This window comes from Candidatus Villigracilis affinis, assembly GCF_016705895.1.
GTDB classification, from domain to species: Bacteria; Chloroflexota; Anaerolineae; order Anaerolineales; family Villigracilaceae; genus Villigracilis; species Villigracilis affinis.
Genome location: NZ_JADJKT010000030.1, coordinates 34,432 through 47,980, shown reverse-complemented (window position 1 = coordinate 47,980; position 13,549 = coordinate 34,432). Strand labels below are relative to the sequence as shown.

Sequence of the window (13,549 nt, the reverse complement as noted above, 5' to 3'; positions counted from 1 at the left end):
TGACGGATTACAACAACTCCAGCATTGCTTCCGCAACTTCAAACAGATCCGCAGTCGCACCGTAATGCGCCACGTTGAAGATCGGCGCTTTCTTATCGGTGTTGATCGCGATGATCAACTCGGCGCTCTTCATGCCTTCGAGATGTTCAGGCGCGCCAGAGATACCGAGCATGAGATACAACTTCGGCTTGACCTTCAAACCCGACTTGCCAACCTGACGAGTGCGCGGCAGCCAACCCGCGTCCACCACGGGGCGGGAGCAGGATACCGTTGCGCCGATCTTTCCTGCGAGTTCTTCGGCGAGTTCCACATTTTCCTTGCCGCCGATACCGCGTCCGATGGAAACCAGTTTGACTTGCGAGGTGATATCCACATCGCCGCCAGCAGGTTTGATGGCTTCCACAAATTTCACTTTCAACGAACCCAGATCAATAGGTGACGCCATCGTCGTTGCAGCGGTCGAGCCTTGTCCCGCTTCCACGGGGAACGAGCCTGCGAGGCAAGCCGCAATTGCCATATCGCCTTCGGGTGAAACGTCCGCGCTCATCTTGCCGCCGTACGCCTGACAACTCATCGTCAAATCCGCGCCGATATTTTTCACATACGCCGCGCATGGCACGCCGAGTTTTGCTGAAAGCCATGCCGCCAGATCCATGCCAGTGGCTGTCCAGCCGAACATCACCAGCCGCGGAGATTTTTCCTTGACCAGCGCTTCAATCACTTTGCCATACGCTTCAGGATTGAAGTTCGACAACGCCGCGTCATCCACATGGATCGTGGAATCAGACGCGAATACATTGGACGAAACCCCGCCTCCAACTACGACCGCAACGGCTTGCCCACCCAAAGCAGACGCCAACTCTTTGGCTTTTCCAACCATTTCAAACGACACATCGGAAAATTTTCCATCCATGTGTTCGGTGATTACGAATATGTCATTGCTCATGTTTTCTCCTCAAAAGACCATAGCCATTGACGATTGGCCATGAACTTCCATCGTCTATCGTCCGTTGTCCATCGTCTGGCTATGCCAATCCCTTGCTCTTCAACAATTCCACGATCTTCTTCGCCACTTCCTTCGACGAACCTTCGATCATCTCGGCATGACCCGTCACCACGGGCGGAGCCATTTTCTTGAAGGTCAATCCCGAACCCGCGTCACCTGACGGCGAAACCTTGTCAATCGTTGCCGTCTGCGCCACTTGTCTCACTTTGCTCATAGGCGCATAACGCGGAGGTTTGACGGACGCCTGCACACCGACCACCATCGGCAAACTGACAGAATATTTTGCACCGACGCCGCCTGCAAATTCTTTATTAATCGTGGCTGAGCCGCCCACAACTTCCACAGAACTGACTCCGCCAATGTATGGCATATCAAGATAGGCCGCGATCATCGGCCCGATCTGACCATCCAAATCATTCGAAGCCTGCACCCCCGCGAAGACGATATTCGGCGACATGCCTTTGATCGCTTCTGCCAGCCATTTTGCCTGCATGTGCGAATCCGCGGCGGGGTCATCCCCTGTGATCTTGACGGCTTTATCCGCACCTTTGGCAAGCGCCAGATGGAGCACCGCGTCCAACTCCCCGATCATATCCACCCCGACCACGGTCACCGTCCCACCGACGGCTTCCTTCACCAGTACAGCCTGCTCAATGGATTGCTCATCGAATTCGTTGAGCACGAAATCCACCGAGTCAAAATCCACGTTATTGCCTTTGACGGGCAGGTCATCGGCAATGCTGGGGATATGTTTTATTGCTACTACGATGTTCATTCAGAAATCTCCTATTGCGCTTTTTACGTTTTACTCATCACGCAATACGTATTACGTAATGAGTAAAAACCATTTCCTTGATCCTACTGCTCACCACGCATTGACCTATCCAACAACTCCAAAATATCCAACACATCCACATGCTCATTGCCCGTGGACTTGACCGCATCCGTGAAGCGCGAGACTTCGAATGGGCAAGCCACTGCCAGCACGTTCGCGCCCGTGGACGCGGCTTCCATCGCGCGTTTTTCGGAGAGGCGCATGGTGGTGTGCTTGGCGGTGAACGAGTCCATCCACATGCCGCCGCCGCCACCGCCGCAGCAATAACCGTTCTCGCGGTTGCGCTGCATTTCAACCAACTCCACGCCAGGGATGGCTTCGAGCAGTTTGCGCGGTGCTTCGTATTCGCCGTTGTGACGTCCGAGATAGCAGGGATCGTGATAGGTGATCTTCTTATTGACGGAGTGCTTGAGCAGCGGCTTGAGTTGGTCAAGGTAACGCGCAAGGAAGGTGCTGTAGTGAACGACGGGGCGTTCAAAGCCATACTTCGGGTACACGTTCTTGAACGCGTTCAACTCATGCGGACCTGTGACAACCATCTCGTCCCATTCATATTTATTGAAGGTCTCGATGTTTTGCTCGGTCATCATCTCGAACAGACCCTTCTCACCAGCCAGGCGCTGGGAGTCGGCGTCGTCTTTTTCTTCCTTGCCGAGAATGGCGAAGTCAATGCCGAGCGCGTTGAAGATTCGCGCCGCCGCAGCCGCCGCGTCAATGCCGCGTGGATGATACGAAGGATACGAACCGACATACCAAAGCACGCTCACTTTGCGACCCAAATCTTTGATGATCGGCACAGGCACGCCCGCGGACTGGATCCACGCGTCACGTTTGCGCTGAGGCTGACCGAGCGGGTTGCCGCTCTTGGCGGTGTTCTCGAATGCCTGCTGTAATTCCGCTGGAACGAACTTGCCATCAAGAATCGCCTGCTCGCGTGCGGCGGGCATGATCTTGACCATGTTCACTTCTTTGGGGCACACGCGCAGACAGTTGGCACAGGTGGTGCAAAGCCACAGTTCGGGCGCTTCGGTCAAGTCCATGCCTGTTTGGGCATAGCGATACAACTTGCGCGGACCGTAATTCCCGACCACATCCACAGGGCAGACGGCGACGCACTTGGCGCACTGATAACAATTCGCAAATGATTCCGCGTTCGGCAGGTCTGCAATTTTCTCGATCAGTTCGGGCGTGTACTCGGTGATCACCCGCTGTTCGAACATGCGGTTCCAGTGACCCGAAATATCCACGCCGTCCACTACGGCATGTTCTTTTTCTACATACTTTGCTTTGATCGGACCAGCCATAAATTATGGTCTCCTTGTGCTTATTCTGTCATTGCTTTATGGGGCTAATGCCCCGTCTTCAAACGTCGGTTTGTTTTCTTCTTTTATTTTCTTCAACCCAAGCAGCTTCCTTGCCATATTCGGCAGAGAAGGAAGTAAATTATTAAACTCTCGGCTTAATCTCCAACTGGTTGTGCCGTAAAGATATACATTGTAGGCACATGCCAGAAAAGCGCTGTTGGCGAATTGCGCGCGTTTTTCATTGGCTATCAACTCATCCGTCCACAAGCCTGTGCCTTCGGCGAACTTCATATTCATGGCGGTGACCAAACCCACGCGGGCGTATCCGTCTGCGAGATTATCTGCGAGCAGGTTGTGCGTGCTGCCTGCTAATAATGGAAGAATGCCCGTTCCCGTAGTTGGGTCCCATAGCCAGCGAGTCCACAGCCAGTTGTCTTTGGGTGATGTGTTGTATAAAAGTCCAGACGCGAGTTCCACTGCGAGTCTTGTATCGAGCGCGTCCAACTTTTGAACGAACTTTGCAACTCGCACGGGTGTTGGGTCTTCGCCGTTCAACAGATCATCAAAGATCTTGAAGTCACCATGAGCAAAATAATTGGTTAGAACTTTTGCATTCGCGCGCGTGTGCGTGACTGCGGAAGCGACGTCAGCGAAGGAAGATTTCAACGAAGCAGAATCAGTTTTCAGATTAAGAAAGATGCGTTCATGTCGCGCAGATAATTCGTCAGCGATGGAAATCACATCCTGTGCAGAAACTTGCGCGAGCGCTTCCTGCAAGGTCTCATGCAGAATGGGATCATCGGGTCCCGTTCGCTGTTTGACGATGTGACTCTGTCGCTGTGGCTGCATAAGAGTCGGTTACGCCATCACCTTGCGGACGGATGCGAGCGCGCGCGCGGCAGCGAGACCTGCTTTGGCAATCGAGTCATCGAGATCGGCAGGACCAGATGCGGCGCCCGCAACGAAGATACCTTCTTGCGATGTTGCAACGGGATCAAGACCGCCCGCGCCGCCCGCTTCGATGAAGCCGTATTGATTTTGTTTGACGCCAAGCAGTTGCGAGATCGCGCGCGTGCCTGCGCTGGGCTCCATGCCGACCGAAAGCACGACCATATCCATCGTCACTTCCATCGGGCGGCTCATGGTTGTATCTTCACCGCGCATTAAAAGTTTGTCGCCCTTTTGCAGCACTTCGCTGACAACGCCCTTCACATAATTGACTTTATATTTTTCCTGCGCGGGCCAGTAAATTTCATTTTCCCAATAACCATACATGCGCATGTCGATGTAAAAGATCATCACTTTTGAATCGGGAAGTTGCTGACGCAATTCGATCGCCTGTTTGCTCGCAATGCCGCAGCAAACTTTCGAACAATATTCATTTCCAATTTGCCTATCGCGCGAGCCCACGCATTGAATGAATGCGATCTTCTTCGGCGCTTCGCCGTTCGACGGGCGCACCACGTTGTGTTCCTTCAACATCTTTTCGAGATCGGTCAACGTGATGACATCGGGAAACGAATAATAGTTGTAGTATTGCGTCGCGCGACCCGGATCGAAATGCTGGAAGCCCGTGGCGATGATGACCGCACCCACATTGAGGGATTCGGCTGCGCCGTTCGCTTCAATCTCAACGGTGAAGTTGCCAGCGCTCCCAGACATTGACTTCACTTCGGCTTGATACTTCACTTCCACATTTTTGTTGCTGGTGACAGCCGCCGCCATATCCGCCATCGCTTCAGACGCGTCGCGCCAGTGGTGGGTCAGCTTGGCGTAATTCTCGCGGTCAGGTGTGCCGCCGAGACGTTCGCGCTTTTCAATGAGTATGGCTTCCCCGCCCAGTTCCGCCACACAGCGCGCGGCTTCAAGCCCCGAAGGTCCGCCGCCGATGATCAATACTTTTCCAGATGTCATTTGTGGTTCTCCTGTGTCAAGTGTCAAGTTTCAGGTGTCAAACGTCAACCGACTTGCGACTATATTGATTGTAGTTTTATTGGCGTATCCGCATCCTGCCAGGTGATACCAGATTTTGTACCAGCGCGGATCTGGTCGAGGTCGCCCTGGAACTCGTCCCAATATTTTTGCCAGGGGATGTTAAGTTTCTCAAGGAATGGACGCCAATCGGTCGAGTGCCAGTGGAATTGCACCACGCGGAAGGGATGCGCTCCCATTGCCAACGCGGCGACTTGCGCATCAGACAAAACGGGGACACCCACTTTGCGGTCATGCGCTTTCGCGGCGAATTGACTTTTATCGAGTGTGGTCACGCAGCCTGTATCGTGGGTGACGGTTAGATCGGGGTTGGCTTCGTTGATCATGGTCTCGATCTTGCGAAGCACCGCATACGAACGGGTGAAGTCGCGCTGAACCAGCACATGGCGGAAACCAAATCCGCAGCAATCGAACCAGGTGGAATAGTCCGCGACGTTGACGCCGAGTTTTTCGAGCAGGGCGGTCACAACCGCGGTGCGCTGTCCGCCGTAGATTTCGGGATCGTAGATGGCGTCTTCGGCGACGATCTTGTAGTAATGGCAGGCAGGATGAACCGTTGCTGTGATGGCGCTCATGTCCACGAGTTGACGTTCCTTGAATCTATCGCGCATGGCGTAGACCCATTCGCTGTAATGGACAATCTCTTCAGGGATGACAAGCGGTTTGCCCATCTTATCGAGAATGCGGCGAACTTCATCGCGCAAGTCTTTGTGATGCACAAGTTGTTCGCGGATTTCCTTGTAATGTCCGAATGACGTGCCGCAATGGATCATCGGGAAGTATCCCGTTTCATAGGCGGCGGCGAAATTGCGAGACATGACTGCGGCTTGTCCAACCGCATTGGATGCGCCCGAGGCGTAATAGTTCCAGCCTGTGCAGGAGGTTTGATCGGTGGGGTCGACGTAATCCAGATTGAATTGGCGATGCAGCCAGAGAATGGACGAAGCGTAGCCTGGGATATGTCCGCAGTGACCGCAGGATTTGTGATGCCATGTATGTTCAATGGGAATCTTCTTCATGCGCCCGTATTTGGTTGGGAACTCTACAACATCGCCCGTCATTCTTTGCAGAATGATCTCGCCTTTGGCTTCAAGTTCCAATAAGCGGTCATGCATATCGTCGGTTGGCGCAATGGACGCGTCACGCACAACGGGATGTGATTTTCGTTCAAGGATCTGTTCAACGGTGGTTAATTCGGTCATCGGGTTCTCCATTTCTCAGAGTGGAACCAATAAAGTGTCGAAGGTCAAAGTCAAAGGTCGGGATGAAGCGTTTCTTTCGTCTTTCTTCTTTTCATCCTTCTGAATTCATCCTTTTCTCTTATCCTTCTTCCAATTCTTCGTTCATCACATCGGTCAACAGGTCGTATAAACTTTCATCCAGCTCTTTGATGATGTCCATATTGCCAGACTCAAACCAGATCGTATAAAGTTCGAGCAGTGTCTTGCGATCTGTGCGCCAGGCTGCGTCGGTGACACCGCGGATGGAGTCCATGGGAATGGCTTTGCGCCAGACCTGCATGTTTTGCGAGAAGTTCTGCACCCACGGACCCCAATCGGGGAAGAAGTCAGGTTGGAGCATATCGGGCGAAACCTGATTGCCTTTGAGCATGACCTTGTAAATAACGCGGCTGTACCCTTGCAGCGCGTCTTTTGATTCTTGCAAACCGTTCTTGAGAGAAACTTCGCGCAAAATAGTAACCAAGCCCCCGGGGTTATTTTGGCGCGGACAACGCACACACGAAAAGCATTGCGCGCAATTCCAAATATCTTCGGTGATGATGTCATAAATGCGTTCGACATCTTCACGCGCCATGGCCTGCGCGATCACACGCGGACTAAAGTCATAGAAGCGCGCCGAAGGGCATGCTGAAACGCAAATCCCGCATTCGTAGCATCCATACAGGAAATCTTCGTAGCGCGTATCGTTTTTGACCTCGAGAAAAAGGCGTTCCTTTTCCTCGTATGTCGCTTCGGGGTGACGATCTACAGCCTTGCCGGGATTCCAGTTTTCTGAAGTGGTAGGCATCCTGCCTCCTGAAAAAGAAAATAGATAATTAAGAGCTTCTTGACTACTCCCTATTCTCTACTCTCTAAAATCTAAAAGCCGATCACTGCATCGGCATCGCACGCCATATCGTTGAACGCTGCGCCGCCGATCATTTCGACGCCTTCGATCATATCGTCCATGGTGTAGCCGTGCAGGTCGAGCGAAGGTTGGCAGACGAGAAAGCGCACACCGATTTCCTGCGCCTGTTCGATGAAGAATTTCAATTCCTTGCCGCCGCCGCCCTTGCGCGGAATGATGATCGTGTCGCCGTTTCCCTTCGCCACACACTGCGGACCGTTCATCGTGAAATAAATACAGACTTCGTTATCCATCGCGGCTCCCGCAGTCGCCAAAAAGAACGGCGTAGCGGTACGCTCTGGATCTTTTTCCCCGTGAGTTTGCACGTACAAAATCTTTTTAGTATCCGGGTCGTTCGTCTTCCAAACGCTCATGCTGCCCTCTCCTCTACTTTGATATTTAGAAACTCGCAACTGCTTCGCTGGCAGTTGAATAAGTATTAATCTTTTGATTTAAACCAACGGTGTATAAAAGAGATTGAACAGACTCAGGCACAGAGGCTAATTTAACAGCGCCCCCGCTTTTTTCCACAGCCTGCGATGCCTTCACAACCGCACGAATCCCCGCCGATGACATATACTCCACACCTGTGAGGTCCAAAACAAGGTTTGAATTTCCGCTTATGATTTTGGTCAAATCGGCGTCCAACATCGGCGCGGTCTCAGAATCGATCCTGCCGCTAATCGTGACAACTACAACGCTTCCTTTTGTTTCCGTCTGAATGGAAAGTTTATCCATCATGCTCTCCTTATTAATATAGGTCACGCTGAATGCGTGACCTACAAGAAATTCCTAGATGAACAATTGCACATCCGCGTCTGCTGCGTACTCAAGGAAAGTCGCGGCACCGCCGATCTCGCATTCTTTGATGAAATCTTCGCGCTTGAAGCCGAAGACATCCATTGTCATCTGGCAGCCGATCATGCGGACATCCATATCCACACATGCCTCGCGCAGTTCCTCAATGGAAGCAACACCTTTGTTTTTGAAGGTTTGTTTCATCAAACCAGTTGCCACGCTTTCAAAACCAGGGACATTTGCCATAAGCAAATTAGGCATGGGCCAGTTGATATTTTGAAATCCTTCGGGGCCAAAGGGCATTTTCATCGGCATGGCAGGGTTACCAAGCGGGGAAACAGCCGCTGTAAGTTCGGGCTTAAGCAGAGTCAACCCGTAAAAGGTAAAGAAAATTGCCACTTCCCAACCCATCGCAGCAGCCGCACTGGCAAGAATGAACGGAGGGTAGGCCCAGTCCAATGTTCCCTTGCTTGCAATAAGGGCAAGTCTTTTCGGGGCATTCGGATCAGATTTTGACATAAGTACCTCTATTGATATTTTTGAATGAAGGCTATTTCTTGCGCAGATAAAAGATGAACTTGCCACCTTCGGTCATGGAACGCAGCAACTCATTGCCAGTCTGGCGGCTCCATGCTTCCATATCCGGGGGCGCACCGGGATCGGTCGCGACCATCTTCAAAATCTGCCCCGATTGCAATTCCTTCATTGCCTTCGAAGTCTTCACCACTGGCATGGGGCAAAGCATTCCAGAGCAATCCAATACCTGATCTTCCTTAATTACATCTGTCATTTGTGCCTCCTTTGGAACTCATAAATCATAATGAATTGACCGACAAACCGCCATCCCGCACACAAGGGATTTTGTCTCCCCCGCACGGGGGAGACAGCCAATTCGGATATAATCAATTTTACAACTTTTATGATTACAAGAGTCGAATCGATTTTTCGGTCGAACCGTGTTTTTATATTCCTTGTCATCTTTCGCTGGGTATCCTTGATACCCGCCCTGTTAATGCTGGGGAATACGAACGCATTGATCCATCCGCTATGGGTGCTTGCGCTTGCATTAGCCATCAATGGAATTGTGGCTCTTTTCAACCGCCCACTGAACAGAATGGTGATCGAAAAGCCCATCTTTCTCAGCATTGACCTGCTATTCTCCGCGTTCATCCTTGCAATCAGCGGAGGTTCGCACAGCCCGTATTATCTTTATGCGCTCAGCCCATTGTTGGCGGGCGCATTCTTTTTTCAGGTGCGCGGAGCATTGACAGCATCGCTGCTCTTTACGCCTTTATTTATTTTTGCGAACACCTACAATCCACAGACACCATCCGATGCCATCGTGATGGCGACACAACTCTCGGGCATCTGGCTTCTCCCCCTTCTCTTTGCGTATCCGTCTACATTGCTCAAATCTGTCAATCAGGCCACGGACGAACTTTCCGCGGCACACCGCCAGCTGGAGATCATTCACGACCTCACGGTCTTGCTGCAAGCCGCACCTGATCTAATTTCAGTGCAGGAGCGTGTGCTTGGCGCAGTCGTGACCGACCTCGGCTTTTCAAAGGCTGTTGTCGCCATGGTAGACCCAACGCATGAAGAAATCGGCGGCTGGCTCGTCTATCCCCGCGAAGATTCTTTTCCGCAAACCAAAGCGCTTTCCCTCAAATCGGAAAACGGCGAAGTCATCAAGGCTTTGCTTAACCGCAGCAGCTTCGTCACCGAAGGCCGAACCCTTATTCAAGACCCCCAACTTAACAACTGGCTCGCTCAAAATCAATGGTTCGTCATGCCGCTTTATTTGAGGGAACACCCCGTCGGCATTTTGCTTGTCGAAGAATCTGGACTCACCAAAGAGAAGGAATCCACACTGATGACGGTCGCGAATCAAGCCGCCCTGGCGCTTGGTACCACCATCTTATGCATTGACCGTGCCCGACGCCTCGCCGTCGAAACCGAGCGCAACCGCATTGCCCGCGATATTCACGACACGGTTGCGCAATCGCTCTTCGGCATTGTTTATTCCCTCGATGCCTGCATCACCATGCTGCCGCAACAAGCTGATGACGTAAAAAAGGAATTGATCGACCTACGCTCCCTCGCTAACACTGCCCACGACGAAGTCCGCCGCTCGATCTTTGATCTATGGCCTTCCGCCTTGAATATCGAACTCTTCATGGCAGACCTGACGAACTACGTCAGCGGCTGCTGCCGCCCGCGCACATTCAGCATTATCTTCAACAACCACGGCGACTTCAATTCCCTATCTTCAGGCATGCGGCGGACTGTTTATCGCATGGCGCAGGAAGCGCTGGCAAATTCCGCGCGTCATTCGGGTGCCCAATCAGCAAGATTATGCCTGACCGTCACCGATGATGAAGTTTATCTCGTGGTTTCAGACGAAGGCAAAGGATTTGACCCATCTATTGCGCTCTCGCGCAGTCAGAATCGCGAGCATTTCGGTTTGCATGGAATTCAGGAACGCGCCCGCGCCATGGGGGGTGACTGTGAAATCAACTCCCAACCGAACGCAGGCGCGCGTATCATGATTCAACTCCCCAACAACGGACACCATCACCATGCCTGAGTCGATTCGCATCCTCATCGTAGATGACCATGCCGTGGTCCGCAAAGGGTTGGCGATGGTCCTTCGTCTGGAATCAGATTTAGAGGTCGTAGGCGAAGCGGAAAATGGACGAATCGGCCTGGAGGCGGCGAAGAATCTAAATCCAGATATCGTCCTCGTTGATCTGGTCATGCCCGAAATGGACGGTCAGGAGATGGCGCTCGCGCTGCGGAAATCAAATCCAAAAATCAAAGTGATGATGCTGACAGGCACCGAAGTGGACGACCGTGTTTTCGACCTGGTTGCGGCGGGGATCGAAGGCTATGTGTTGAAGAACATCGAGCCTGGTGAATTGGTGCGTGCCATTCATGCGGTGGTGCATGGTGAGGCATATCTTCATCCTGATGTGATGAAGAAAGTGCTTGGACGAATACAACCGCATCATGCGCCTTCCATTTCGCTGACACCGCGCGAAATCGAGATCCTCGAATGGATGGCATCGCCGAACACCTACAAACAGATCGCAGGGCAATTGAACGTGAGCGAAGAGACGGTCCGCAGCCATGCCAAGAATATCCTCGAAAAAATGAAACAACCCAATCGCGCGCAGGCAGTTCTTGCCGCCATGCGGATCGGGTTGATCAAATTGGATGAAGGTAAATAGCCGACTTTACGGCGCAGCAGGCGACCAGGTGACTGACCAATCACCCGGAAGAAGCACATTCACCGATTGGAAGGTCATTGTGAGCGGCCCAGTGGGAACGGGGACTTGATAGCCAAAACCAACAAAGAAAGGCAGATTGACGACAGGCACACCTCCCCCGCCACCGCCGCCACCCATGGGCGGATGCTGGAGGTCAATGATGTTTGCGCCGACGATGTTCGAATCAGATTGCATGGTGAACATGAAAAATCCTTCCTCTATCCCTGCCTGTTCCGCAGAGAGGACATGGACAACTTCATCCATAACCACCACATCCTGATTGATCTCCCATTTCTGCCCCAATTGCGGATTCGGCCCCGGGTCGAAAGTGAACGAGGGGGAATCCATCAAAGTCACCCATGCATTCACCGCGAAAGATAAAGTCAGCGGTGCAGAGAAATTCATCTGCGGTATCTTATACGCCCAATATCCGCGTAATTCTCCCTGCTTTGGGTATGCTTCCTCATCGGCATACTCGAAGGGGATGTCATTTCCATTCGCATCCTTGATGCCTGCCAGCGTGGCATTCAATCCATACGGTGGGATGATGGGGTCGGTCCATGTGATGTTGCCATACAGAATATATCCATCAGGAAGTGACGCGGATTTATCAAGCACAAGGGTTGCACCATAGGTTTCGGGGATCGGTGTTGTCGAGGCACTCGTCACACTGACCGGTGTCGCTGTGGGTTGGTATTCGATGACAGGGATGATGGTGGATGGGTCGGCGGGCGCAAATTTCAGATCAATGACCCAGTCCAAGGGGGTCAGGCCGTTATAAATCCCAACCAGGCTGGGGATTTCAAGGGTCGCCTCATTAACATCAGCGGGGATGGGCGCAAATTCCATCGCATAGCGGATGTCACCACATTCTGAACAATCCATCGTACTCACCTGACGTCCGGTTATTATTTCGAGTCGGGTGCCATCGGGCAAAACCAGCGCAGGGTTGCGAGTTGAGCCTTCCATATAAAAGCCTTCATCAGAATCATACAAAGGTGTCACGTAGGAATACACGACAACTGTCTTTTCATTGGTCAGAACAGCCTGATCGATGGTGAGAGTCACGCTTTCGCGAGTCACGGTGACGGGTTCGGACAACATGCGCAGGGATGGGCTTTGCTCCACCACGCCCACACCGGGGACATACCCGAGCAGGCGGCGCAGGGCGGTCACCACATTCGGTGAGGAGAATGCAATCACAAGCAGGCTTGCGAGAATGAGCAGGGCCACGCCCCATGCAAGGCGCGGGGAAAAGCGAAATAGTTTGCGATTCATTTTGTTCGATTCCTTTTCGGGTCGAAAAGGATTGGGAGCAGGATCAGGCTGACGGTCCGCTTTGAGCGAGGAAATTCCGCGGGCGATGAACTGTTCGCGCAGGGCGTCCAGTGTTTCGGATTTTGGTTCGGGCACTTCCATCGCCTGCCGCACCTGTGTTTCGAATTCGGGCGGGTAATTATTGGGCTTAGACATGTTTGGCCTCCATCAGCAGGTGCAACCGTTCGAGCGTGCGGTTCACAGATTTTCTGACGGCATCTTCTTTTCGTCCAAGCAGTTCGGCGATCTCAACATACGAGAGTTCGACCACAAAACGCAGACGCAGCAATTCGCGCTCGTCGTCATCCAGAAAGCGGATGAGGTGACGCAGTCGTTCGACATCCTGACCTTGAATGACCTGTTCCAGTGTGTCATCGAAAGCGCCGCCCATTACCTCCGCATCATGCTGGACCGTTGAGTGGTTTCGGCGGAAAAAATCCATTGCCTTGCTTCGAGCGACTTGAAAGATCCACGCCGTGAATTGACCACGGTGCTGATAGCGCGGCAAAGCCTCAATGACACTAAGGAAGGTCTGCGCGGCAAGGTCTTCGGCATCGGCAGAATTCTCCACGCGGCTGTAAAAGTAACGGTGGATGCGGAGCGCGTACGCGTCATAAATCGCCGCCAGCGCAGCAGGTTCGCCGTGCTGTGCATCCTGTATCAGCGCATCTCCCAAATTGGGAGGCGCATCTTTTCGACCCATGTTTTGATTTGACATTCGATACCCTTTGCAAAGGAAACTCTACAGTATTAAACGCAAAATCCTCAAAAAGCGGACAAAACAGGCGGCCACACCTCATAATTTGCTTTGTTGCTGCGGCAATAATTCCAGCTTCCTTGTCTTTTTTCGCGCCCATATCAGGTATACACAATCATAAACGAAAAGGTTGGGGGTAAAATA

At 52.4% G+C, this 13,549-nt stretch carries 15 protein-coding genes; 2 read left to right on the top strand and 13 right to left on the bottom strand.

What is annotated here, in order from left to right; genetic code table 11:
• Window positions 1-7: 7 nt before the first annotated feature.
• From IPI86_RS14360 to IPI86_RS14310, 11 genes are all read right to left on the bottom strand, one after another.
• Window positions 8-946 carry an electron transfer flavoprotein subunit alpha/FixB family protein gene (locus tag IPI86_RS14360; protein ID WP_345298694.1) on the bottom strand — a complete coding sequence of 313 codons (939 nt, stop codon included), beginning with the start codon at window positions 944-946 and terminating at the stop codon, window positions 8-10.
• A 79-nt stretch (window positions 947-1,025) separates the two neighbouring features.
• Window positions 1,026-1,781 (bottom strand): electron transfer flavoprotein subunit beta/FixA family protein, encoded by a 756-nt coding sequence (locus IPI86_RS14355; protein ID WP_345298693.1) that lies wholly within the window; start codon window positions 1,779-1,781, stop codon window positions 1,026-1,028.
• Between the two features lie 83 nt (window positions 1,782-1,864).
• Window positions 1,865-3,145: a (Fe-S)-binding protein gene (locus tag IPI86_RS14350; protein WP_345298692.1), complete on the bottom strand. Its 1,281-nt coding sequence runs from the start codon at window positions 3,143-3,145 to the stop codon at window positions 1,865-1,867.
• Between the two features lie 36 nt (window positions 3,146-3,181).
• Window positions 3,182-3,994: a hypothetical protein gene (locus IPI86_RS14345; protein WP_345298691.1), complete on the bottom strand. Its 813-nt coding sequence runs from the start codon at window positions 3,992-3,994 to the stop codon at window positions 3,182-3,184.
• A 9-nt stretch (window positions 3,995-4,003) separates the two neighbouring features.
• Window positions 4,004-5,059 (bottom strand): FAD-dependent oxidoreductase, encoded by a 1,056-nt coding sequence (locus IPI86_RS14340; RefSeq protein WP_345298690.1) that lies wholly within the window; start codon window positions 5,057-5,059, stop codon window positions 4,004-4,006.
• Between the two features lie 59 nt (window positions 5,060-5,118).
• On the bottom strand, window positions 5,119-6,339 hold the full coding sequence (locus tag IPI86_RS14335) for a heterodisulfide reductase-related iron-sulfur binding cluster (protein WP_345298689.1): 1,221 nt from the start codon (window positions 6,337-6,339) through the stop codon (window positions 5,119-5,121).
• 118 nt (window positions 6,340-6,457) lie between these two features.
• The gene (locus IPI86_RS14330; RefSeq protein ID WP_345106259.1) at window positions 6,458-7,165 is read right to left on the bottom strand and encodes a 4Fe-4S dicluster domain-containing protein; all 708 of its coding nucleotides are present in this window, start codon (window positions 7,163-7,165) and stop codon (window positions 6,458-6,460) included.
• A gap of 71 nt (window positions 7,166-7,236) precedes the next feature.
• Complete coding sequence (locus IPI86_RS14325) at window positions 7,237-7,638, bottom strand: DsrE family protein (protein ID WP_345106262.1); 402 nt, start codon at window positions 7,636-7,638, stop codon at window positions 7,237-7,239.
• A gap of 25 nt (window positions 7,639-7,663) precedes the next feature.
• Window positions 7,664-8,005: an STAS domain-containing protein gene (locus IPI86_RS14320; protein WP_345106265.1), complete on the bottom strand. Its 342-nt coding sequence runs from the start codon at window positions 8,003-8,005 to the stop codon at window positions 7,664-7,666.
• 51 nt (window positions 8,006-8,056) lie between these two features.
• On the bottom strand, window positions 8,057-8,581 hold the full coding sequence (locus tag IPI86_RS14315) for a DsrE/DsrF/DrsH-like family protein (protein ID WP_345106267.1): 525 nt from the start codon (window positions 8,579-8,581) through the stop codon (window positions 8,057-8,059).
• 31 nt (window positions 8,582-8,612) lie between these two features.
• Window positions 8,613-8,852: a sulfurtransferase TusA family protein gene (locus tag IPI86_RS14310; protein ID WP_345106270.1), complete on the bottom strand. Its 240-nt coding sequence runs from the start codon at window positions 8,850-8,852 to the stop codon at window positions 8,613-8,615.
• A gap of 204 nt (window positions 8,853-9,056) precedes the next feature.
• On the opposite strand from IPI86_RS14310, the gene IPI86_RS14305 reads away from it, so the two are divergent.
• Window positions 9,057-10,649 carry a GAF domain-containing sensor histidine kinase gene (locus IPI86_RS14305; RefSeq protein ID WP_345298688.1) on the top strand — a complete coding sequence of 531 codons (1,593 nt, stop codon included), beginning with the start codon at window positions 9,057-9,059 and terminating at the stop codon, window positions 10,647-10,649.
• On the top strand, window positions 10,642-11,292 hold the full coding sequence (locus tag IPI86_RS14300) for a response regulator transcription factor (protein ID WP_345298687.1): 651 nt from the start codon (window positions 10,642-10,644) through the stop codon (window positions 11,290-11,292). The genes IPI86_RS14305 and IPI86_RS14300 overlap by 8 nt, the downstream gene beginning before the upstream one ends.
• 6 nt (window positions 11,293-11,298) lie before the next feature.
• On the opposite strand, the gene IPI86_RS14295 is transcribed toward IPI86_RS14300, so the two are convergent.
• Window positions 11,299-12,804, bottom strand: coding sequence for a hypothetical protein (locus tag IPI86_RS14295; RefSeq protein WP_345298686.1), 1,506 nt, complete (start codon window positions 12,802-12,804; stop codon window positions 11,299-11,301).
• Entirely contained in the window at window positions 12,797-13,366 is a 570-nt protein-coding gene (locus IPI86_RS14290) for a sigma-70 family RNA polymerase sigma factor (RefSeq protein ID WP_345298685.1), read from the bottom strand. The genes IPI86_RS14295 and IPI86_RS14290 overlap by 8 nt, the downstream gene beginning before the upstream one ends.
• Window positions 13,367-13,549: the final 183 nt, after the last annotated feature.

What these genes read in the sequence shown, in the direction of transcription:
- IPI86_RS14335 (WP_345298689.1), bottom strand. Translation starts at nt 6,339, where the DNA reads ATGACCGAATTAACCACCGTTGAACAGATCCTTGAACGAAAATCACAT.
- IPI86_RS14360 (WP_345298694.1), bottom strand. Translation starts at nt 946, where the DNA reads ATGAGCAATGACATATTCGTAATCACCGAACACATGGATGGAAAATTT.
- IPI86_RS14300 (WP_345298687.1), top strand. Translation starts at nt 10,642, where the DNA reads ATGCCTGAGTCGATTCGCATCCTCATCGTAGATGACCATGCCGTGGTC.
- IPI86_RS14315 (WP_345106267.1), bottom strand. Translation starts at nt 8,581, where the DNA reads ATGTCAAAATCTGATCCGAATGCCCCGAAAAGACTTGCCCTTATTGCA.
- IPI86_RS14330 (WP_345106259.1), bottom strand. Translation starts at nt 7,165, where the DNA reads ATGCCTACCACTTCAGAAAACTGGAATCCCGGCAAGGCTGTAGATCGT.
- IPI86_RS14320 (WP_345106265.1), bottom strand. Translation starts at nt 8,005, where the DNA reads ATGATGGATAAACTTTCCATTCAGACGGAAACAAAAGGAAGCGTTGTA.
- IPI86_RS14345 (WP_345298691.1), bottom strand. Translation starts at nt 3,994, where the DNA reads ATGCAGCCACAGCGACAGAGTCACATCGTCAAACAGCGAACGGGACCC.
- IPI86_RS14310 (WP_345106270.1), bottom strand. Translation starts at nt 8,852, where the DNA reads ATGACAGATGTAATTAAGGAAGATCAGGTATTGGATTGCTCTGGAATG.
- IPI86_RS14355 (WP_345298693.1), bottom strand. Translation starts at nt 1,781, where the DNA reads ATGAACATCGTAGTAGCAATAAAACATATCCCCAGCATTGCCGATGAC.
- IPI86_RS14295 (WP_345298686.1), bottom strand. Translation starts at nt 12,804, where the DNA reads ATGTCTAAGCCCAATAATTACCCGCCCGAATTCGAAACACAGGTGCGG.
- IPI86_RS14325 (WP_345106262.1), bottom strand. Translation starts at nt 7,638, where the DNA reads ATGAGCGTTTGGAAGACGAACGACCCGGATACTAAAAAGATTTTGTAC.
- IPI86_RS14340 (WP_345298690.1), bottom strand. Translation starts at nt 5,059, where the DNA reads ATGACATCTGGAAAAGTATTGATCATCGGCGGCGGACCTTCGGGGCTT.
- IPI86_RS14290 (WP_345298685.1), bottom strand. Translation starts at nt 13,366, where the DNA reads ATGTCAAATCAAAACATGGGTCGAAAAGATGCGCCTCCCAATTTGGGA.
- IPI86_RS14350 (WP_345298692.1), bottom strand. Translation starts at nt 3,145, where the DNA reads ATGGCTGGTCCGATCAAAGCAAAGTATGTAGAAAAAGAACATGCCGTA.